The organism is Olivibacter sp. 47, from assembly GCF_030372825.1.
Classification (GTDB): Bacteria; Bacteroidota; Bacteroidia; order Sphingobacteriales; family Sphingobacteriaceae; genus Olivibacter; species Olivibacter oleidegradans.
On the sequence record NZ_JAUCNR010000001.1, the window covers coordinates 6395520 to 6419862 of the forward strand.

The 24343-nt window shown below is 42.9% G+C and carries 14 protein-coding genes; 4 read left to right on the forward strand and 10 right to left on the reverse strand.

The window, feature by feature from the left end; translation table 11 throughout:
• Positions 1–7: 7 nt before the first annotated feature.
• The 10 genes from QT327_RS27605 to QT327_RS27650 all read right to left on the reverse strand — a co-directional run bounded on the left by QT327_RS27605 (position 8) and on the right by QT327_RS27650 (position 17679).
• Positions 8–1315, reverse strand: coding sequence for a Gfo/Idh/MocA family protein (locus QT327_RS27605; RefSeq protein WP_130855096.1), 1308 nt, complete (start codon positions 1313–1315; stop codon positions 8–10).
• Between the two features lie 113 nt (positions 1316–1428).
• Complete coding sequence (locus tag QT327_RS27610; RefSeq protein WP_130855095.1) at positions 1429–2562, reverse strand: glycoside hydrolase family 88/105 protein; 1134 nt, start codon at positions 2560–2562, stop codon at positions 1429–1431.
• 453 nt (positions 2563–3015) lie between these two features.
• Positions 3016–3894: a LamG domain-containing protein gene (locus QT327_RS27615; protein ID WP_130855094.1), complete on the reverse strand. Its 879-nt coding sequence runs from the start codon at positions 3892–3894 to the stop codon at positions 3016–3018.
• Positions 3895–4067: 173 nt separating this feature from the next.
• Entirely contained in the window at positions 4068–6656 is a 2589-nt protein-coding gene (locus QT327_RS27620; protein ID WP_289554370.1) for a WG repeat-containing protein, read from the reverse strand.
• Between the two features lies 1 nt (position 6657).
• On the reverse strand, positions 6658–8937 hold the full coding sequence (locus QT327_RS27625) for a WG repeat-containing protein (protein WP_289554371.1): 2280 nt from the start codon (positions 8935–8937) through the stop codon (positions 6658–6660).
• Between the two features lie 161 nt (positions 8938–9098).
• Entirely contained in the window at positions 9099–10232 is a 1134-nt protein-coding gene (locus QT327_RS27630) for an acyltransferase family protein (RefSeq protein WP_130855091.1), read from the reverse strand.
• 170 nt (positions 10233–10402) lie between these two features.
• The gene (locus tag QT327_RS27635) at positions 10403–11251 is read right to left on the reverse strand and encodes an endonuclease/exonuclease/phosphatase family protein (RefSeq protein WP_130855090.1); all 849 of its coding nucleotides are present in this window, start codon (positions 11249–11251) and stop codon (positions 10403–10405) included.
• A gap of 47 nt (positions 11252–11298) precedes the next feature.
• Positions 11299–13137: a RagB/SusD family nutrient uptake outer membrane protein gene (locus QT327_RS27640; RefSeq protein ID WP_289554372.1), complete on the reverse strand. Its 1839-nt coding sequence runs from the start codon at positions 13135–13137 to the stop codon at positions 11299–11301.
• Positions 13138–13148: 11 nt separating this feature from the next.
• A complete protein-coding gene (locus QT327_RS27645) occupies positions 13149–16664 on the reverse strand; it encodes a SusC/RagA family TonB-linked outer membrane protein (RefSeq protein WP_289554373.1) in 3516 nt (1171 codons plus the stop codon).
• Positions 16665–16692: 28 nt separating this feature from the next.
• Positions 16693–17679: a FecR family protein gene (locus QT327_RS27650; RefSeq protein WP_130855088.1), complete on the reverse strand. Its 987-nt coding sequence runs from the start codon at positions 17677–17679 to the stop codon at positions 16693–16695.
• 794 nt (positions 17680–18473) lie between these two features.
• Between QT327_RS27650 and QT327_RS27655 the strand changes: the two genes are divergently transcribed.
• From QT327_RS27655 to QT327_RS27670, 4 genes are all read left to right on the forward strand, one after another.
• On the forward strand, positions 18474–19070 hold the full coding sequence (locus QT327_RS27655) for an RNA polymerase sigma-70 factor (protein WP_130855087.1): 597 nt from the start codon (positions 18474–18476) through the stop codon (positions 19068–19070).
• Positions 19071–19251: 181 nt separating this feature from the next.
• Entirely contained in the window at positions 19252–19818 is a 567-nt protein-coding gene (locus QT327_RS27660; protein WP_013664110.1) for an RNA polymerase sigma factor, read from the forward strand.
• Positions 19819–19916: 98 nt separating this feature from the next.
• Positions 19917–20888 (forward strand): FecR family protein, encoded by a 972-nt coding sequence (locus tag QT327_RS27665; RefSeq protein WP_130855086.1) that lies wholly within the window; start codon positions 19917–19919, stop codon positions 20886–20888.
• Positions 20889–20984: 96 nt separating this feature from the next.
• On the forward strand, positions 20985–24329 hold the full coding sequence (locus tag QT327_RS27670; protein WP_130855085.1) for a SusC/RagA family TonB-linked outer membrane protein: 3345 nt from the start codon (positions 20985–20987) through the stop codon (positions 24327–24329).
• The last annotated feature ends 14 nt before the right edge of the window (positions 24330–24343 follow it).

Genomic DNA, 24343 nt, shown 5'->3' on the forward strand with positions numbered 1-24343 from the left:
TAAATTGTTAGACTTGAGGTATTGTATAACCGTTATTATAAGACGCTGTGATTAGCTTATCGGCATCTGTATCATTAAAAGAACCTTTTTCTTCGTCCCAATAAATCTTTTTCCCTGTACGGTAGGCAATATTACCCATTTGGGAAAATATCGCAATGTGAGCTCCCGCTTCAATCGGCGTATTGAGTGAAGCCTTATCACGGCTTTTCACCGCTTCGATAAAATTAACGGCGTGCAGATCCAACCCATTATCCACTTTCTTCTGCAATGGCACCGCTTCCATCCGATCACCTTCGGGTATTACCTCCCAACCGTCACGATTCACCACCAATGTTCCTTTATTTCCGATAAAGGCAACCCCGTGGTTTCGACCATAAGGACCTCCATCGATGCCATTGGCATGCTCCCATTGGATGTTAAAGTCATCAAATTCAAAGACCGTTGTCAGTGTATCCGGTGTTTCGGCGGCATCCTCCGGATAGGCGAACTTTCCACCTGCAGCCATAATGGATTTTGGCGTAGTTGCCTTCATACCGATGAGTGCATAATCAAGCATATGAACACCCCAATCAGTCATCAATCCCCCTGCATAATCCCAGAACCACCTAAACTCAAAATGGAAGCGATTAGGATTGAAAGGACGTTTTTTTGCCGGACCCAGCCAGAGGTCATAATCCACACCGGCCGGTACAGGGGCGTCCGGTTTAATCGGAATACTTTTCATCCATCCTTGGTAAGCCCAGGCTTTTACCAAACGTATCTTACCCAGTTTTCCCGAATGAACAAAGGCCATTGCATCTTTAAAGTGCTGCTGGCTACGTTGCCACTGTCCTACCTGCACCACTCGGTCGTATTTCTTTGCAGCAGCCACCATGGCTTTACATTCCGTAATCGAGTTGCCTAAGGGTTTTTCTACATAAACATCCTTCCCAGCTTGACAAGCTTCAATCATCTGCAAGCAATGCCAATGATCCGGTGTGCCGATTACGACCGCATCCACATCCTTGCTGGCCAGTAGGTCTCGATAATTATTATATCCTTTCGTTTTTATACCACGATCGGCAAGTTCCTTCGTTCGTTTATCCAATACATTTTTGTCAACATCACAGAGTGCCGTACATACTACATCCGGATGTTTTAAAATCGCATTCAAATCCGCCCAGCCCATTCCGTTAATCCCAATAGCCCCTATTCTGATTTTTTGCTGAGCATGTCCTGCAGCAATGCTGTAGAGATTAGGGAAAGCAGCTGATAAGCCTGTTGCTGCGGCAAGCGCCGTTGATTTTTTAATAAAGTTTCTTCTTGCGTTGTTCATAAATGGTTGCGTTATGGTTACCATTCAAAAATATATCTTTTTTTCAACAATGCCAACGTTTTCAAAAAATGTAAATAAGACATTTATTACAACCTTTATATCTTCACAAGCTATCACTTAGTTCGCTCCAAATAGCGGAAAAGCTCGGCCGAAGCCAACAGAAACGCTCCAACACCGAAATTTGCTTCCGATTTGATATCGACAACCTGACCAGGGATTGCTTTTTCGCCAATGGGCTGAACATAACCTACTTTACCATCAGGCTGTAGTGCTACCTCGCTCAGATAAGTCCATGCTTTTTTAACGGTGGGCAGATATTGCTTTTCACTCAACAAACCATTATTAATCCCCCATAAGTATCCATAAGTAAAAAAGGCCGTGCCACTTGTTTCATAACCAGGAGCATGTTGTGAATCCAGCAAACTTCGCGTCCAGTATCCTTCGGGTTGCCGGGCCTTCCGAACAGCCTTCGCCATCTCCTTAAAAAGTTGTTCATATTCCTTTCGATGGGCATCATCCTTCGGTAGATCGGTTAGTACCTTTGCTAAACCTGCAAAAAGCCAACCATCTCCCCGTGCCCAAAAATCCTTTTTCCCATTGCTGGTCTTATGCTTTGGATAAATGTATTTAGCATCGCGATAAAACAGCTTGGCGTCTTCATCATACATTAGGTTTTTTGCAAAACTGAAATACGCATACAACTTGTTCAAGTATTGCTGATCTTTTGTGACGGTATATAGCTTTGTCATTACAGGCATTACCATATAAAGACCATCAACCCACCACCAATAATCGTTTTTACCAGTGCTCATTTGATATTGCATAACCTCTTTTGCACGAGCGATTTTCCTTTCGTCCGGATTCAATTTATACAAATCAATATACGTTTGGAAACAGATCTGCCAATCACCAAACAACACATATTCGTCCGTTTCTCCATAGGAATACTTCCAAGTCGCTTTATCGGTGGATTTTGCGCCTTGCCACTCGTTGTGTATGGCCCAATCTTCCGAGTATTTACGATAGCGTTCCTCCTGTGTAACCTGATAGGCTTCCATATTACCCGTATGATAAGCGGCATTATCCCAAAAAGCCCGTACATTGGCGGGGTGTTTACTTTGCCAATAATCATTTACCTGGCGAATGATATTAATTACTTCCACTTTATCTGGCAGCTCCTGCGCATTTAACACAGTATATAGTAACGATGAAAGTATGACTCCTAAAAGAATAAAATGCTTTTTCATTTAATATTTTATTTGCGTTAAGATAGTAATCCACTCGATGGTTAGCAAACCTTATTCAGGAAAAAGAAGCTCCCTAAGGAGCTCCTCGATGTGAACAACAAACAACCCGATCTTTATTAACTATAGAGACTCTCTATGAAGCAGACCTCTCTTAACATTAATTATAACCTGGGTTCTGCTGTAAAACAGCGTCTCTATTTAATTGTATCTCTCTCAGCCAAAGGTGTCATTAGGATCAAACTGAAATGTGCAACCAATTCGGTTACACATTCGATCATTATAACCAAACACAACATACATTTATAAAGATTGATACACCCGAAGTTCCTATATCCAGCGAATCCAATTTACGCTTCTTATTACAGCCTGTCGGCATATTAAGTGTCTCAATACTTAGTACAATATAAAATAGGTGACTTTATTTATGCATGGATTTCTATGTTATTAATTAAATTAAAAAGCCGTAGTGGACCCTGCTACATAAATATTTCTTGCTTTCATTAAAGCTTCTTGCGGCCCGGGTTCTCCGCTTGATCCTTCCATTTGCATATTAATAATCAACCAAAAAGGCTTATTCATAAAATCGGCGCGGTGTGTGGCCATGAGTTGATTGTCTATATAGTAATCTAAATCGACATGTGTCGCCGACACGCGACGTACGCGTAGCATATAATTATGCCAATTACCGGCGTTGGTTACCGGGGTAATCTTATTTTGCCAAGTAACATTTTGCCAACTAGGCCCCGTAGCGGTATTCTGCCAATTTCGGCTATCGCCCTTAAACTCCATTATATCGCTTTCCGGAGGCCAGCTATCGGCACCTGTTAACCAGAAGGCCGGCCAAGAACCACGAACCGTTGGCACTTGAAAATCACCTCGGATTTCCCAATAGGGAAGCGCGTCGGTAAAAGTTATCTTCTCCTTTAAATGAATAGCACCCGAATGGTAGCGAATGGGTAGATACGGATCATGCGGACTATTTCCTTCATTCCAGTTTATTCGGGTAGCCAAAATATTTAAGTCCGTTCCTGTTAAATAAATGTGATTATGATCGGTAGAACTTCCGTACATGCGTGCCGTCCCATTATGATCACTGCCCCAGGGATAAAGATAATTCCATTTTTGCTCAAAGGTTGTGTAATTGTTAAATGAAGAAGCGTCAACCAAGACCACGGGACTTTGCTGTAACACTACATTCTCCGTGTTGCTTAATTTGCCATCAACACCTGAACTTGTTTTTACTTCACCCAGCTCCTGCTTTGAACAGGCAAAGAACAGCGATCCCACTGGAATCATCCATCCTAGCTTTTTAAATAAAATAGGTACATTCATTTTGGTTCATATTTGTGTTTATACTAAAAATTGGTTTTATCACACAAACCTACGGAGTGCACTCTGCAAACAAGGGGGGTATACTCATACAATTCAGGGGGCAAATCCGTTAACAGAAACCATAACGATGATCAGTTTGCCGTCGGAATATTTATATAAGTGTACAATATAGTTTAATACAGTAAATCATCTAAATTAGCTGCTTCAAGGGGTAGTTTTTTGCCTGTCTCATCAATATAGAACCATTTATCGTCGTTGAAGACCGGTACCGGAAACATATCGACGCTGTCCGAACTCGTATAAAAAGCACCATTTCCCAAGCCCATGTTTGCATACTGCACCGGAACTATAATCTTTCCTTCAAAGGTGGCCAATCCGAATTTAGCTCCTTTCTTTAGTAAAAGTAGGCGATTATTCTTCGTCGGAATGATGTCATTGTAAATCGGCTCCAATAGCACTTGCCCCTTACTATCGGCTAGGCCAACGCGCAATTCGCTCGTATGTGAAAGCATTTTAAAAAGCAATATTTTATCGTTCAGAAACAGTTCAGAAAAATCCGAAAATTGTAGATCAGGCGCTACATAACCTTCAGAAAGTAAAGTTCGCCCGCTCTTATCGATGATATTTACGGGCCACAGCCGGTTGTTATAACCCATTTCTTGGAGCTTCCGGGCATCAACTACAACGGCAAGCCCTGCTCCGTTGAAATCCGATACCTTGGCATATTTTGGAGGTAGAAGCTCCTTTCCTTTTTCATCTATAAAACCATATTCTCCATGTTTTACGATCTTTGCAAAACCATTTTTGAAAGGAAACAGCGTAACATAGGTGGTATTCCGTTCGCCATTCAATTCAAAGTTAAACTGACTGGCATCATAAACGGTCCCAAGCTCTCTATCCTCCAAAATATCAAAAAGCTTCCCCTTTCTCCCATCATCTGATACAAAGAGCAGACGCGACGAGCCCACCTTCCAAACATAAGCGTAATCTAAAAATCGAACTTGCTTCGTTTCTACATTAAACAGTGAATAACCGTTTTGGTCGTTTTTTAACAGACAATATTGGGTGTTTATGGTGTCCTTGTCGGTGAAGGTTTTACCAATAATTTTTTGTCCCTGTAGGTTCCAAAATTCATAGGCAGGTTTATCATAGTCCCCTTTCGTTGTCATTATCAATTCGTGCTGCGGTCCCATCAGCTCAAAATGGTCGTAAACAGGCGGTATAACTTCCTTTTGTGATTTCACGTTATATAGGCCCACTTTCTTACCCCGCACAATTTCCGCTAACGAATCCGGTAAGCTTTCCAAAAAAGAGAAGCCATTATACTGTCCCGGTATCAACAAATTTCCATGAGCATCGAATACCGTAAAAAGCCCTTGCTTTTCCCCCACAATCAAGTTTCGATTTTCACCATCAAATTTAGCTTTGATATCCACGTCATAAAACTCCGGCGGGTAATACCTTACGTTGTCCACGAAATAAAGACCGTAGTAAGCACGCTGCTTAACTTTAAAAACGGCTAAACCATCACTACCATTGGAGTAGAAATACTCGTTGGCATGCGTAATTTCTGCATTATTGACCTGCAATAGTTCTTTTTGATTCTTGTCAAATAAGATGGCCAGGTTATCCTTTCTAGCTACAAAATAATCATCATAAACCTTTACATCATCATATTGAGCCGGCAGTACCCATTTCCCCGAGTGGTTAACAACACCCATCTTACCATCGGCTTTTGCGAGAAGATAAGGTCCATAATACCCTAGGTAAGAATTAGCATTCGGTTCGTCGATCCATTCATACTGTGGCGGTGAAACCATTTCTCCATCCTGCCCGTAGATACCAATACCATATCGCGCCATAGAACCATTATTTCCTGTTTTAACAGTTTGCCGATGCGCTACGTTTATAATTTCTTTAACCAGCAAAAGACCTGCAACGATTTTAGGATAATCGTCCTGTTCATCTGCCAGGAATTCTTTTCTAGTGGGAATATGTACAATTAAGCGCTTCCCATTCTTCGTAAAAGATTCTACCCAATTATCGCTCCGCATGCCATAGTGACCATGTTCATAAACAAAGGGAAGTAGTTCTTTTCCGTTCCAATCCAGAATACCCCACTTACCATTATGACTTGCATATACATAAGAAGGTTTTCTTCCACAACCACCGCAGTAATCAAAGGCATCAAAGATGGCCGGTATTACCAACTTTTGCTCTTTGAAGCTGTAAATACCCCACTTTCCTTGTTGTTTTACATCAAAGTAATTACCATCTAAATAGCCGACATCCTCAAAAAACGGCAACATCTTTCCCCCTTTAAGGTAGAAGGAAATTTCGTTAGCCTTCTTCAATTTCCAGTAATAGGGATTATCAACTCCCACACTGTCATACGCTGCCTTCAATAAAACTTCACCCCGTGGGTTCATCACTCCCCATTTCCCGTCCTTTATAAAGGGGATTACCTTAGTTGGTAGTAGTTCACTTTTAACAGACTCATCATAGGCGGCGATATCGTCTTTATTCCCTAACATGACATTTGCGTTCGGAACTACTGTATCAAAAGCCTTCCCGCCCTGTTTGTTTATATAGTATTCTTTTTCTCCTTTCTTAACGCGTGCATAACCATGATAAAAAGAAGCCAAACTGGTCAGCTGTTCAACTTGGCCAGCTATCGATCCTTGACTGTCATTTTCCTTCCCTTGCCCTGCGCCAAGTATGGGAAGCAAAAGCCAAACAACGATATAAAAGTATCTTCCCATATTAATAAGCTCCTTTTTTCTGCGTCTTTATTGGATAAATCGTTCCGTCCTTGGCTACGATGTGATACCACTCCCTCTCTTTTACCAAGACGGGCCAAGTGTGCTCATCACCCTCATAGTTAACAAATAACTCATCATATTTTGGGGCAAGCACTATTTCCCCGTCTTTAGTTGCCAAACCAATTTTACCGTTTTTCACAATTCGCACATAGCGTTGCGAACTATTGATTTCTATATCATCGTATTCTAGGTTTAATAAGAATTTCCCTTCTCGACTCCACAGCCCGTATTGATTATCTTGGCGTACCAGCAATAAATTGGGGTGGTCGTATACGGTATTGATTTGTTCCAGTTTTGCCGGAATTAGCTCTTTCCCATCTTTATTGATTACCCCGTAGCGATCCTTTCCATCCTCCGCTTTTTTCACGACGAAGGCTAGCCCCTTATAAAAATTTCCCACCGCCGTGTATCCTGCAAAGCGCCTTTCTCTAGCCTGCAAATCGATGAAAAGGTTGTGCTGATCACCGCTTATTTTTAGCAGGCCGCTTTCAAACGGAACTGCATCCTGATTTTCATTAATAGGTAAGCCGAAGCCCTGCTTTCGCAAACTGCCCTTCCAACTTGGATTTTCATAGACGACCTTTCCATCGCCATTTATCAGTTGTAAACTTTGGTCTTCCCGCTCCAGCAGGAAGAAATTTTCACTAACAGGATGATAATCGTAAACATTGGCATCAAAACCCCTGACACATTGCCCCTCGCTGTTGTAAAGCGCTGCCTCATAGGCGTAGTCCCTATCCTGTAGTTTACGGGTCACAACCAAATAATGTCGGCTAATCCAGCTGATTTTTTGATCAGCCACAGGAACTATAAAGGACTTTTGCACTAAATTAAATAGGCCCAGCTTTTCACCATCATATATAGGGACGAACGATGAATCGGACAAATCGATTCCGCCTAGGTTATAGTCCGTCGTCATTGCATATTGATCCTGCGGTAAGTGATACTTCGTCGGTAAAATCTCTTCCCCCTCTGCATCATATACACCATATAAATCTTTTGTGAAAACGCGATAGTAAGATTTTCCTCCTTGGATAAAGGGATCAGTCGTCAACAATTGATTGGGCGGAAATATAGGTTTACCGGACCAGTCGAGCCGATTACTTTGATCGCCCCGTTGTACATAAATGGTATAGGGTAATGCAGCTATTGCTTTCCTTTTTGCTTGCTCCTTTAAAGCTACCTCCGACAACTCAGCCCCATAAGATATGGGCGCCATTACCGCCGCTGCAGCAGGAAATACGGGTTGTCCTTCCGCATCCTGAAATTCAATCTCATCATAGCCAAAAGGGACGAGCAATTTTCCGCTGCTATCCACAACCGCTTGTTTCCCATCCTTTGCAACAATCGCCAAACGCTTAACAAAGTCGTCGATTTGGTCGTATTCAGCAGGAATAATCCAATTGCCTTGCGTGTTAATAGCCCCAAATTTACCTCCTTGTTTCACCTTTATTAAATCAATGTCACCTAAAGAGGATACCGCCTCAAATTGAGTAGACGTAAGCGCCTTTCCCCCTTGATCCAAAACACCATATAATCCGTTTTCAGAACAAGCAATGTAGGATGCCGAATGTGTATAAAGATTCGAAAGAAAAACGTATTTAGGTGGAATAATAACGGTTCCATCCGCCTTTGCCATTCCTTGCTTATCTCCTAGATAAATCGCCACACACTTATCATTCAAGTAGCATTTACGCACTTCGTCATAAATAGGCTGTTGGATGACATGACCATCCTCTGCAGCAGTCCACCCCCATTTGCCGTGTTGTTTAACTCCTATTAAATCCTTATTAATAATCTCTATCCCGTCATATTGAGGTGGGCTAATCTCACGACCCTTGACATTTATAACGCCATATTTGCCCTCTTTTTCGGTTATAATAAACTCATAATCGTAACTTATTCCTTCATACCATTGTCCTTTATACTCGTCTTTCAACTCAATACCGTCGTATTCGATAGCCGCAAGGATTTTCCCATTTTTATCCACAGCGCCGTACATGCCATCCTTTATCTCACTTAACATATTTCCGGTGCTGTTTTCTACTTTATCAATTAGCAAGTTCGCCTCCGGTAAATACAGATATCTCTTGCCATCCAACTGTACTTCCGGAAAGGTTTCATACGACGAAAAATCAATAGCATCCACTACTGCAGGTGTCTGCCCAAAAACTGACAGATGAACCATGAAATATAGAAGCAACAAATAGCGTTTATTCATGAATCAAAAGTAAGCAGCATAAACTATTGCGTAAATCCCTGATTTCGGGGAATTCCGGAATAGTAACCGTCATGTTTAATGCCGCAAATGCAATCTTAAAAACGAAGACATACGCTTAATATTAATGAGATGATTAACCGCCTTACAGCATATTCGCCGGTCTACTTCTTATCTATGTTCGAGGAGCTCATTACTGCACGTCGTTGTTTCAACTGCAACCATTTCCTAACGGGTGTATCAAACAATCTCATAATAACATAGGCTAAACCTAAAGAAAAGGCAGTTCCAAGAATTATAATGAAAGTCAGCCGAAGCGTGTCTACCTGATGACTATTGTAATAATTGCCGAATATCCATATCATGGGAATATGAGTCATATATAAAGGATAAGATATTTTGCCGAAAAATACACAAAGTGACCTCATGCCTTCCGAAAGCTTTGTTCCCACGCCCAAGGTTAGTAGCAAAGGGAAATAAAACACAACAATACCGACTTCTACCAACCAGTTCCATTTAAAATATGGAACTATAAAAGCAAGCAATAGCAAAATGGAAAGCCCAACAAAGCCCATTTTATTTTTAACCAACCAGTTCGAACGATATACAAGCAGACCAGCTAAAAAAGAATAGGCAATACGCGCAGCACCATCCCAAGCGCTTTTTCCATCCCAACCACCGATCAAAGTACCTGCTTCATAACTCACCCAACCAAGCCAAATCATTGCCGCTAACCAGAGCAGGAATAAGGTTTGGCGACTTATTTTATAGAGCCAAAGAGCGTAAACAATATTCGCTACATACTCAAAAAATAACGACCACGAAGGTGTATTCAGTCCAAACAGACCATAACCGCGATCGGGCATAACGGGATAAGGAACCAACAACACCGAAAAAATAAAAATGAGCGAGAGCTGCCCTGCATCATAACCTATGTCGGAAAAAGGGTCAATCCAAACGCCAAGTAATCCCAATACAGACCCCAATAAAACGAGCGGATGCAAACGAATAAGCCTTGCCTTAAAAAATTGCCAGGGACCAATTTTAGTTATTCGTTCATCATAAGCATAACCAATGACAAAACCCGATAAGCAGAAGAAAAAATCAACTGCTAAAAAGCCGTGTCCTAAAAAATTTTGACTATAGTCAGGGTATACAAATTCCAGAAAATGAAAAACGACAATTGTAATAGCCGCCGTTCCCCGTAAACCATCCAGTAGATCATAATGAGGCTTGCTTTGCAAATACCTAATTTTAGGCTCCTGAGGCATAGTGGCTTCATCTTGGTTAAGATGCATAGGTAAGCTATTTCAAGGAAAAGCTATTCAGATATTTTGGCATATCATTCAGCGAAATTGCTTTTTACTGATAACCACGAATATAGCCGTGGTAAGGAACGCATATAACAGGAGATTCAATTTGAAAAAAAACCTCCATTGCGGAGGGTTTTTTCGGAATATTACAAACATTATTTGATTTCCAGATCCACCATCACCGGAAAGTGGTCTGACGGAAACTTACCGTGGTAAGTATCCGTCAGCACACCCCATTTAAGGGCCTTAAAATCTTTGGTAACAAAAATATGATCAATGATTGCCGTTGCCTGTAGAGACTTTTCGTTGCCAAAACCATTGAACGAAGCATTGGGCTTATACGGTTTCGCTACCAGCTTTTGCGTATCCTTCAGCAAAGCCGACTGTGCTAAAGCTTGATACCATTCCGTTTCTTCAGAGCCGTTCATATCTCCCGTAAAGATTGTCGGAGCGCCTTGGGCAATTTCCTTGATCTTATTTAAGATCAACTTACTGCTTTCCTTACGGGCCTGTACACCTTGATGATCGTAATGCGCATTAAACACAAAAAACTCCCGCTTGCTTTTCTTATCGCGCAGCTGCACCCACGAGCATATGCGCTTATGCGATTTTGCATCCCAACCAAAGCTCGGCTTATCCGGTGTTTCTGACAACCAGAAATCGCCTTTCTTTAATAAAAAGAATCGATCTTTTTTAAAATAGATAGCCGAATGCTCGCCCCCTTCCTGTCCGTCATCTCTGCCTAGACCATACCGTTGGTATTCAGGCAAAGCGGCACTGATATCGTCCAATTGCCTCTTCAGTGCTTCTTGGGTACCAAAGATGTCAAAATCATGAAAGTCGATCAAAGCAGCCACTACAGGCGCTCTGTCCTCCCATAAGTTACCGGTATCACCCGGATTAGCGTAGCGTACATTAAAGGTAGCCACTCTTAATTGTTGCGCCTGTAATGTTGATATACCTATAATAAGGAGACACAATACGCCTATTATCTTTCTTTTCATCTTAACTCTTTTAAGGATCATTTTATTTATTTAAAATTAAAAAAACTTTACCATCCCGGGTTTTGGCTTAAGTTGTTATTTTTAACAATGGCCGTCGATGGAATAGGATACAGGTACTGCCGGCCATCCTCATACCATTTTCTAGGCTGTGCTTTAAACCATTCCAAATGCCTATTTGCCGTTAATGTCTGGTAATTTGTACTTTTCCCGCCAATTGCTACCTTCGCACAACCACTCGGTACCGCGATTGTTGGGCCTTCGGTATTGCCATCATAGAATACCACATCATAGCTACCATTATGGTCAAGATCCATCAGTACATTCAGTGCCGGCACATAAATTCCCGACCATTGCAAATTAGCCATGAGCTCGCCATGCTTCCAACGTTTCAAATCGTTAAAACGAAAACCTTCCAGCGCCAATTCCACTTGTCGCTCGCGACGAACTTCCAAGATAATCGGGTTACTTATGTCCGGAAAAAAGGTTTGCTGTAAATAAGTGTCCACCGTTGTTGGCAAGGTGGTCAAACCACCGGTAATACCCGCGCGTGCGCGCAATGCTCCGATCGATTTTGCCCAGTCTGCATCCGTTAACGTACCTAGCTCAGCCTTCGCCTCCGCAAAATTCAGCAGTATTTCCGCATAGCGCATTAAAGGGATCGCGTTCGTATTGTACGCTCCATTATCATAGTGAGGGTCGTCCAAGGTATATTTGATGGGCTGATAACCTGTATAGGTATGGCTGCTAAAATTAGGCGGTGCTGCCACTCCCTTACGAGAATATCCAGGGGTGCGGATCAGCTGCGCTAAACGGTAGTCACGATTCTGGCACTCGTCATAAAATTCCTCCGTTTGAAAATCTGTCCGGCTGGTATAAGGCGTTCCATCAAGATTCAAAATGGTATTAATAAAAGGACGTACTAAGCTATAACGCGGACCGTAGGTTGCTGATGTCCACCACCAGTTGGCGCTGCTCATTACCGCCAGATCCTCGCTCATTGTTACCGCCCACATTACTTCCTGCGTAAGCGGTGCGTCACTGATAAATAATGCCCGCTGCGAACCTTCCACACCGGCACCTGTGTACAAAGAATAAGGGCCATTTTCCATTAATTCCGTAGCGGCATCTACTACATATTGATAAAAAGTATTGGCACTTTCCTGCAAATTCAACTCCGGGTGGTATTTCCGATAGGAAGCTTCAAATAGCGCTGCCCTTGTTTTCAGGCCTAACGCGGTCCATTTTGTTATCAGTGATCCGTCCGAGCTGGTAGATGAAATATTTTGCGAAGCAAAATCCAAATCTTCCATCACATGCTCCATTACCACGGCGCGCGAATCCCTTGTCCCATATAAAATGTCCGTTTCGTCAATACCCAAAGCATGATCTACCCAAGGCACATCTCCAAATCGCATAACCTTATCAAGATAAAAATAGGCACGGAAGAAACGGGCAATTCCTATGTAATTATTGCGTACAGCTTCACTCACATTGGGATCAGTGCAATGTTCGATGAAATAATTGATATTCCTAAGATCACCCCAGCTCCAACCATCACTTGTCTCCGCAGAGTAACCGCCTTCGCGGATAAAGCTGTTGAGGTTATTTACTGCGCCATAATCCGCCATTGCATCCCTATTATAAGCATTGCTTGCATCAGGCAGCATGCCATAGAAAGAGCGGCTATAAGCCGCTAAGCCATTTTCGCTCCCAAAAACATCTTCTTCCGTTGCGGTAGCCTTAGGCGTTTCATTCAATTCGCAAGATGAAAACGCCAATGCTGCCATGGCCAATAGAATCCATTTTCTTTTCATCACTTTAAATGTACAATTGCGTTTCGATTTCTTGTTTTGCGACCTGCTATCGCTATATATTTCTTTCAACATGATTGTTTATCTTAAAAGTTGATTAACAGATTAAAACTTACACTGCGCATCGTTGGATAATTAAAGCCATCTCCGGAATTGGAGTCGCTGACATCTTCGTCAGACTTACCAATATTCGCTACATCGATATCCTTGGTGTGCTTGTATAAAGGCGACCAAGTAAAAAGATTCTCACCGGATAAACCTACCCGTACCGCTTGCAGACCGGCTTTTTGCACAAATTCTTTAGGCAAATTGTATCCTACCTGCAGGTTACGCAAGCGCAGATAAGCAACGCTTTGCAGGTAACGAGTTTGCGCCGTATTTTGTATGGAAGTATTATAACCTGCGTAACGGGGCAAGTAAGCGTCCCGATTATCCTCCGTCCAGTAATTGTTCAGGTGCCACGTTGGCAAGTTATTATAAGGCCGGTTGAACTGCCCCCAGAAAATCGACTCGTTACTTGGATACCAATCCTGTTTACCTACACCCTGAAAGAACGCCGATACATAAAAGTTACTATAATTTAAATTCAGGTTGAAGTTATAGATATAACGCGGTTCAGTATTACCAATAATAGTCTTGTCACCATGATCGCTCAGTGTATTCGAACCATAATCAATAACGCCATTACCATCTAAATCCGCAAAGCGTACATCTCCCGGATATACCACACCCGAGTTGGAAGATTTAATCAAAGTTTGTTTAGGTGCTGCGTCAATTTCTTCCTGCGATTGGAAGAGACCTTGAGTTACATAGCCCCAAACATCCCCTACACGTTGCCCGGCATAATAGTCGGTAATAGCTCCCGTGGTATTATTATACCTGTCGATCGTCGAACGGTAATCCGCCAAACCGGCTTTTACACTGAAGCGGAACGGTTTGTTGGCTATATTAAATTGGTCATTATAACCGATCGATATCTCATATCCATTCGTGGTTAAGTCGGCGTAGTTACCCTTTGGTGATTCTGCTCCGAAAATATCCGGTAAAGTAGGACCAACCGTATACATATTCAAGGTTTTGCGCGTATAAATATCACCGGTAAAAGTCAGCTTGCTATTTAGTGCTACCAAATCCAAACCAAAGTTAGCTGTACGAGCCGTCTCCCAGGTCAAGTTATCAGGCCGTATGGTTGGCCTTGAGGTTACGGGATTTTTAGCCCCATTCAAAATAATACCCTGTGTTGTAATGTTATACGTATTTAAGAAGGTATAAGGATCGATGTTTCCATTTCCAAGAGAACCGTAGGATGCCCGTAACTTCACATCCGAAATGGCCTTCGGATTAACATTCCAGAAAGACTCCTGCGAAAGGCGCCAGCCAACCGAAGCCGAAGGGAAGAAGGCCCATTGCTCATCGGTCGGAAACTTCGAAGACCCATCGTAACGACCGTTCACTTCAAAGAGGTATTTATCCTTAAAAATATAATTCGCACGGAAAAAGACACCCGCAATCCGATACTTATTATACCCCGCTGTAGCTGTTACGGATTCGCCTAAAGCCAAGTTAATATTTTCGGTATTTTCTGTTAACAAACCATTCTTGGTAATATAATTGGCATCGTAGACCCGCTGCTCATAGTTATAACCTACCAAACCTTTAAAATAATGATCGCCCCAAGTTTTTTCATAATCCGCGTATAGATTCGTAAACAAGTAGCGCCACTTCTCGGTAAGCTGATAAATGTTATCGTTGAAAGAAGTACGTAACAGCAGAGTTTCTCCCTCCTTCACGCTATAAGGTACGGGCACCCTAATCCGCGTAGACGTAAAATCACGATTACGGAAAGTAAGATCCCCACGGATATGAAAACTGTTATTAAAAAACTTCGTTTCAAAAGAAGTCGTATTCCGTAAATTATCGTTTTTGCTATCCACACCGTTCTTGCCATAGATAAAGTCGCCCACCGTGTAAGCCGCAGAATAGGATAAAGTACCGTCAGGATTGAAGATGGGCGACGTGGGGTGCCCTTCATCGTCAATATTGCGCCATATATTCCCTCCTTCACCGGCCGTTTGCGGATCATGATATTTAGATAAATTAAAATCCATATTATTGCTGATCCGTAGCCAATCAGTTACCTGTAAGCCGCCCTTTGCGCGTAGGTTATAGCTATTGTAATCATCTGTATTATAGCGATAAATACCGTTATAGTCATACAGACGCCCCGATAGATAAAAATCTGATTTTTCCGTTGTACCCGATACAGATAGATTATGGTCCTGCGCCCACGTTCTATCTTTCAACAAGGTGCCAAAGTAATCCGCATTACCATAATATACATATTCACCATTATCATTTACGGTTACCTCTTCGGTAATGCCCTGCTCTTTCCTCCTTTTAAACTCTTCCAGCCAATCGAGCGTAAAGATTTGTGTCTTATTTAACTTACTCGGCACCGACGAATAGTTGTTCCATGCATTATAAGCTTCAAAAAAGTGCGAAGCGTAGGTGTAGCCATCGGTCACAAAATCCGGTTGCGTCGCTAGTTGTTGCATGGACGTGTTCCCGCTGTAAGTAAAAGAGGTCTTTCCTAAAGCTGCTTTTTTGGTTGTAATCAACACGACACCGAAGGTACCGCGCGAACCGTATACCGCTGCTGAGGAAGCGTCTTTCAGTACCGATACCGACTCAATATCATTCGGGTTCAAGGTCGAAGGATCACCTTCAACACCATCAATCAATATCAAGGCGCTTCCACCCTGACCAATAGAGGTGGTACCTCGCACATTATAGCTCGGCGAACGAGTCGGTTTCCCGTCCTGTAAATTGATGTTTAAGTTCGGTACAGCACCGGCCAGCATTTGCGTTGCATTAGCGGCCACGCGCCCTTCAAATACTTCACTGCCCACCTGATCTACCGCACCGGTCAAGTTTACTTTCTTTTGCGTGCCATATCCTACAACCACTACCTCATTTAACTCGCCGCCTTTCGCTTTCAACTGAAAGTCGGCAGTCGTAGGTTTACCTTCCTCCACCACTACCCCATTTCGCACCTGTGTTTCAAAAGACACATAGGATACCTCCAAGGTATAAGTGCCTGCCGGAACAGAAATCAGGTAGTTCCCTTCTTCGTTAGCCGCCGTGCTCCTGTTCAGTTCACGGATACGTAAACTTGCACCGGGCAAGGCCATTCCTTGGTCGTCCACAATCTTTCCGGAAAGTGGCATCATCTGCCTAGGAGGATTATAGGTTACTACCAGGTTGTTTCCCTGTTGCTCATAACGCGTATGCGTTTGCGCCGAAATCTTATTTAGCGCTTCGGCCATTGTGCCTTCCATTTCGAGCGAAAGCGACTTGTTTTTCGGAATCGCCCCATCGCTGTACACAAATCGGAAATCACTTTCCCGTTCCAACTGTTGCAAGACTTCTTTGAGCGATTTGTTACGTAAATGGAGCTTCACCAGTGTCTTCGATAGCTCTTGAGCCTTCACCGTGTTGGCGCAAACAAGGCTATAACTCCACAGCACCACCGACAAAGCAAAGCAACCAGTGCTGAACGCTTTCAGCATAAAGTTTAGATAGTTAGGTATTCGATTGTTCATCCCTGATTTTGATTTTGCAAATTTTAACTTATTTAATATAGACCTGATTCTTTTCAATTCGATAAGAGAAAGAGCTGCTCTTACTTAGCATATCCAGCACTTTGTTAATGGGTAAATCTTTAAATTCACCGGTGAAACGCCGATTTAACAAAGACCGGTTATTAACATGGATTTTTACACCATACCATTTTTCCATTAAGGACGCTACTTCGGCAAAACGTTGCCCGTTAAAAGCCAAGACCTCCTTACGCCAAAGCCCCCAATAATCCTTATCATTGATGGGCAACACGCTACTTTCCTTGGTTAATTTATTATAGTTGATTTTTTCGCCTGGTTTTAATACAGAGGACGATGAGTCATGGTCAACACGTACCGATCCCGTTATCAGCGCCACAAAAAGATGATCGTCGTCACCAAAAGCCCGCACGTTGAACGACGTTCCTAAAACGTGAGTCCGCAGCTCTTGACTACGTACAACAAATGGCCGTGCTTTATCCGGCGCTACCTCAAAAAAGGCTTCGCCGATTAATTCAATTTCCCGATTCTGTTTATTATAAGTATTGGCATAGCGCAATACACTTCCTGCATTCAGGTAAATTAAGCTTCCGTCTGGTAAGGTGATTTTCTTTTTCTCGCCATAGTTGGTTTTTATTTCCGTCACATGAGGTGCTTCCGGACCTGGTGTTTTTACCTGTTGGGCGTAATAAAGTATTGCCAACCCAAACCCCAAGGCAATACTGGCTGCCGCTGCCCAGAAGGCTGGGAATCTCCTCTTTACTCTTCTTTCAGGGCTTTCGATGCGTGCCATTACCGAGGCTATCCGCTTCTTCCCCGCCGATGTTAGCGGGGCATTTTCAAAGTGCTCCGTGTCCTTCCATAGTTCGCGTATTAATTCCTCTACTCGTTCTTTATATTCGGGATTCCCCAGCAAGCTGAAAAAAAGTTCCCTTTCCTCTTCACTTAGGGTTTGACTTCTATACTTTTTAAATAGGGTTTGTAATAACGTCTCATTCATCTAATAAGATGACAGAACGACCTATTGAAAAGAGCTACGCTCAGAGATTAAGCTTCGTTTAAAGATTTGTTAAGGAAAAGTAAACTAAGTATCTGTAAACTCAGCTTCACTTTTGATATAACAGTCTGGGTGTTTATATTAAAGGAACCTTTTCTTTAGTCACTTTTATTCGTTATTGTTTGTTTTAAAAGGCACTCATGCTACTTCGTGGTTTCCGCAAAAAGTGACGCAAAACCGAGCAAGGCGAGCTCATGAACGCCTAATGAAATAAACAATATGTGAATAAACTCGTCGCTTCCTGCCTACCGCAGGCAGGCAAAATTTACAGGAACGGTAGTGCCTCCCAATACGAAATGTAAATTTTGGAGGCGACATTTAGCGGAACGGAGGGCTTTTACTTTTAACCGAACGTATTATTCTTTAGCCTGGTACTATAGCCCTGTGTGAAGGGAAAACGGCCTCACAGCATGAGCGTTAAGAAGATTTAGGATAACCCTGGGAAAAAATCATGTGAAGAAGCGAAGGGTTGACAAGCGTGGCGGAGCGGCTCCACAGGATTGCGCTTGTGGCCTAAATCTTTAGCGAAAGGATGTGCAGCCTTGATGTTTGCCTCACTTTGCATCAAAGGTAAAGTGAGAAAAATTAATGAAACATAAAGAACGAAAAAATTTGGATTAAGCCAGAGTGACAACAAATTGATTTAAAAAAAGGTTCCTTTTATACAATCACTGAACGTAACATTAAGATAATATAGCATTATTACTTTTGCCGCTGTAATCTGAAAGAGGTATCTTATGAATCAACCGGTCATGTCTCGACAGCAAGAAAAAGCATTGCTGTTGGAGATCAAGCAAGGTAATGCCTATGCATTGGAAAGCTTGATGATGCGTTACGAAGAACGGGTGTTCCAATTTATTCTTCGTTTGGTAAATTCCAGGGAACTTGCAGAAGAAATTACGCAAGACGTGTTTGTGAAGATCTGGGAAGGTCGAGAGCATTTAGGCAAAATTGACTCGATAGGGGCCTGGATGTACACCTTGGGAAAAAATAAAGCGATCAATTTATTAAAAGAATTAACGGCCAGAGCTGCCCGTGAAGAATATTATGCAAAGGATCGTGATTGGTCGATTGGTGGAGAAATTGAATCAGAAGAAAAGGGGGATATTTTTAGCTTGGTAGATGAAGCCGTAGCACAAATGCCCGAAAAATGTCAACAGATTTTTATCTTAAAACGCGATGAGGGTCTGAGTAATGAAGAAATTGCAGATCGTTATAATCTTTCCATTCATACGGTTAAAAATCAATTGAAAAAATCTTACGCTATATTACGCAAATCTATCGTGGAACAAACCTTACTTCTCATCCTTTATTCTTTTTTATCTAACCGATAAGTTTATATCCCACGTATTATGGATACCCTTCAAATCAGCTTTACAAACGGGATAGGATATATAAAATAAATCCTTCGCGGATATCGAGGCACAAACAGTAAAGCATAACACCAAAATAACAACTGCTTAACAAGAAGTTAAATTTAGCAAACTAGCTTTGAGGCCGAACGTGTCTAACCTTATGTCTGGTTCTATCTTAGACGAACTCTTCGAACACAGCAAAGCCGGTGATTCTGTCGCTTTCACATCATTGTATAGGGATACTTGGCAAAAGCTTTATCAATTGGCATTCCGTAAAACGCAAGATGAGGAAGAAGCAAAGGACATTGTACAAGATATTTACATCCAATTATGGCAAAAGAAGGAAAACATTCATATTCAAGGTTCGGTAGAAGCTTATCTATATAGCATGACCAAATATGAGTTGGTCAGACGTATGCAGCGCTCGCTAAAGGACGAAGCGCATCGATTCGATTACCGTCAACTTATCGATACCTTAACCCATGCCGATGACCAGCAATTATTTGCAGAAGAATTGGAGGCACAACTGAAAAAAGAAGTGGATGCACTCCCTACCAAGCAACAGCATATCTACCGCTTACATCAAGAAGACAATCTGAGCACTGAAGAGATTGCACAAGAACTCGGATTGGCCGAGCAAACTGTCAAAAATCAATTAGGACACGCGAAGCGTAAAATACGACTGGCTATTAAAGATCACATGCTCTCCGTTATATTCTTTTTTTAGCCCACAACATAAAACACATAATTTATTAACAATTTGATAACCTAATCCCATTGGTACCCATGTCGGCATTTTTACTCCTATAGAATAAACGCACCAACATGGATCAAGATAAGATACGTAATTTATTAGAGAAGTATCTCAGGGGCACTTGTAGCCAAGAAGAAAGAGAACTGATCGATCGCTGGTTCGAAGCTGATCAGCGATTCGAACAGCCCTTAGCTACCGGAAAGGTTCAGGAATTAGAAGAAGCGATACTATCACGTATTCAAGAACATTTACCCCTAAAGCATCGAAACCGGAATGATACTCACAGGCTATGGTTCACAAGTAGTATCGCAGCTTCTATCGCATTGCTGATCGGTGTATTTATTCTTTTTAGTAAAAGGAGCCAAAGCGGCAGCGAAGGTAAACAGCCTGTACCTAAACTTTTTACCTTTCACACTGAACCAGGGCAGCGGGCTAAATTGCGACTACCGGACAGTAGCACAATCTGGTTAAACGGCAATACCGCGATACGGTATGATCAACACTTTGCCGGTCCCAATCGCGCTATTTATCTTGACCAGGGAGAAGCTTTTTTTGAAGTATATCCCAATCAGCATAAACCCTTTATCGTATACACAACTAAGCTGCAAACGCGCGTACTTGGTACTTCCTTTAATTTACAAGTACAGAATCATCGCAATCAATACAGCTTAAGTATCAATACCGGCAAGGTGAGCGTTAGCCATAACCAAGGTAAAATACAGCATACTGTGCTTACCGCCGGGCAGCAGTTCACCTACGATTATATCAATGGCAGGCACCAAATCAAGGCCATCCAACCCGGAAGCGAGCACGCTTGGATTTATAATGAGCTGGTATTTCAAAGCGCCTCTTGGAAAGAAGTTGTTGCTCAGCTACAAACATGGTATGGCGTAAGCATTCATTTAAACCTACGCAGGGGGCAACATGAAACCTTCACTGCCCGATTTGAAGATCCAACGCTGGAGGCCGTGCTAAAAGCCTTACAAAAAATCAATCCATTTCAATATACCATCAAGAAAAAGGAGGTTCATATACACAACTAAAACCCGTTAAACAATAAACCGAAACTGTTGACAGCAGTTCCGGTTCCATCTGTTTTCAATCGTTCTTCCACAAACAAATCAAAAACAAATAAAGATATGCCAAAAAAACGAATACTGGTCACTTATTTCATTGCATTTATGAAGTTATCATGCATCACCCTCCTCACCTTGCTATCCATGGCCGGCACCCTGTTAGCACATAAAAGCGAGGCACAGCAAACCAGCAGCACAGTCATTCAATTTAAGTCGAAGAACATCGCCTTAGAAGAGGTGCTGCAAACCATTCAGGCGCAATCAGACTTCAACCTGATCTATAGCCCAAGCCAGATTAATGGGCAGATCGTAGTAGAACTACCTCAAAAGCGTACTACATTAGACGTGCTTCTGCAGTATTTGGCCGAAACTGCCGCCTTAGTTCCCGAAGTAAACAAAGGAAATATTTACATCAACCGCAAACAACAACCCGGAAGGCTCGCCGGCTTTATCAAAGACACGGAAGGCAATCCACTTATCGGTGCGAGCGTCAGTTTATTAGGAACCAATAACGGCACTATGACCAAAGAAGATGGCAGCTTTGCCCTTCAGGCCTACCCCGGTACCTATACACTCCGTGTGAGCTATATTGGTTATGAAACATACGAGCAAAAAGGTGTCAACGTTCTGGAGAATAAAGAAACATCGCTACAGGTGAGCTTACGCGGAACGGGGCAACTGCAAGAAGTGGTTGTGAGCTACGGTACCCAACGTAGACGCGAAATCACGGGTGCACTGGAAGAAATCAGTGCCGAAAATTTACAGGATATGCCTGTCAACCAATTTGCACAACAACTACAGGGTAAACTGGCCGGTGTCCAAATTTATCAAACATCAGGACAACCTGGCAGGGGGATGTCCTGGCGTATTCGTAACGCAGCGTCCCTCTCCTCCGGCAATTCCCCCCTTTTTGTTATCGACGGTATGCCAATCACTGGCAGCATCAATAACATCAATCCCGCAGAAATCGAATCTTTCACCGTATTGAAAGACGCATCAGCTACCGCTTTGTATGGGTCAAGGGCCTCAAACGGTGTGATCCTTATCACCACCAAACATGCGAAACCCGGCGATCAAACCAAAGTGGAACTAAACAGTAACTATGGTATCCAAACCATTCCAAGTCGCGGTGTACCCGTCATGATGAATGCCCGCCAGTATGCGACGTTCATGAACGAACGCTATCAGGACATGATTCGCTATGAAGGCTATAAAGGCACCATCCCGGAGGTTTATCAAAATCCCGAGCAATATGGTGAAGGTACCGATTGGTTTGATTTGTTAACCCGTACCTCCCCCATTCAGCAATACGATATAAGTTTCACCAGCGCAGGTAAACACTCCGCATCGTCGGTTGTGGCAGGCTACCAGAATCAACAAGGAGTTGTTATCAATAGCGGTACCCAACTTTACTCCCTTCGTATCAATCAAGATTATAATCTCTTTGACGACAAGCTAAAGGTTGGTTTTAACCTCGCTCCGAGCTATCGTTTAGATCACAACAACCGCTTAGACGACGGTATTCAAGGCATTGTCCAAAAAACTTCCGAGGCGAGCCCCTTAATCAATCCCTATGATGAAAACGGTAACCTCGTTAAATACGCCAGCTCTCCCGGTATGGTTAACTACATCAATCCACTGGCTCGCTATCTAATGGTGAAAGACGACTATAAAACCACCCGTATTTTAGGTAATGCTCATCTTAACTATCAAATATGGGACGGCCTCAGCCTGAAAGGTTTGTTCGGTATCGATAAAGGTGATGAATCACGGCAATTCTTTTCGCCTGCCCTTATTAACGGTGATGACATCTCTACAGGCACCAGTAGTTCCGTAACAAACTATAGCTATACGGCAGAAGCCAATCTAAATTATACTAAACATTGGAAGGCACATTCCATCGACGTCTTGGCAGGTTATTCCTATCAATCTTTCGATCAGGAAAGCAATACCGTTACCGGACGCAACTACGCCAGCGATGAAGTCCCTTATCTTAACGTAGCTGCCAACATCACCGGCGGCTCCAGTAATGCCACGGCTTATGGTTTGATTTCCTATCTGGGTCGAATCAATTATAGCTTCAAAAATCGTTATCTCATCAGCGCCTCCATGCGCCGTGATGGTTCCAGTCGCTTCGGCCGTGATCAAAAATACGGTTCCTTTCCTTCCTTTTCGTTGGGTTGGATCTTGAGCGATGAATCCTTTATGCAGCGCTGGAGTCAAACATTAAGCCTGCTCAAAATCCGCAGCAGCTACGGTATCACCGGAAATAACAATATAGGTAACTATACCCATATTGCGCAGTTAGGCACTGCCAACTATGTAGCTAACGGAAGTTTAGCGCCCGGCACTACTATTACCACCTTAGGCAATACCAACTTGGCATGGGAACGCAGTAAGCAATTCGATATCGGTTTAGATGCCTCCTTTTTTGGCGATAAACTTTTCTTTACCTATGATTACTACCACAAGCTGTCGGACGGCTTGATACAAGCGCGCCCTATTCCACAAGCATCCGGTTTTAGCAGCATCACTTCCAATGTAGGCGAAATCAAATTCTGGGGACACGAATTCAGCTTGGGAGGTCAGTTCGACTTTGGCGAACTCAGCTGGAATACGGCGTTCAATCTATCCTTAAACAGAAACCGCATTGAATCACTGGTGAGCCCTGGCTATTTCCGCAGGAACAACACCACCAGTGCTGATTACTACCGCAATCAGGAAGGGTATCCACTGGGCATGTTCTTCGGATACATCTTCGAAGGCCTTTATAAAGATGCAGAAGATTTAGCCAACTCAGCCAAAGAAACGAATTCGGACGTCGGTACCATTAAAATGCGCGATATGAACGGCGATGGTATTATCAACGAGAACGACCGTACTTTTATTGGTGACCCGAACCCTGACTTCCTCTTCGGGTTTACCAACAACTTCACCTACAGACGATTCGATTTAGGTATTTCCATGGCGGGAGCTATTGGCGGTGACATTATTCTACCGGCCAAATGGGCCTATTTAACCAATATGGACGGCGCGCGTAACCTCTTAGCCGAGGCGGCCGACCGCTGGCGTTCACCTGAGGAGACCGGCTCCGGCCAATTTCCGCGTACTAAAACCGGTTCAACCGGTATCGGACGGCAAGTCAATTCGCAATGGGTAGAAGATGGCTCCTATCTGGCAATGAAGAACATCACACTGGGCTACCGACATCCCGTTAAACGTCTCGGCCCCATTAAGCAAATCCGTTTCTACACCTCTATCCAAAATGTCTTTATACTGACGAGTTATTCCGGCATGAATCCCGAAATCAGCTTAGACGGGCTAGACGGCGCCAGCATCGGGATCGACGAAAATGCCTATCCGGTACCACGCACCATCTCATTTGGTTTAAATGTCCTTTTCCAATAACGTGCATATAAAAA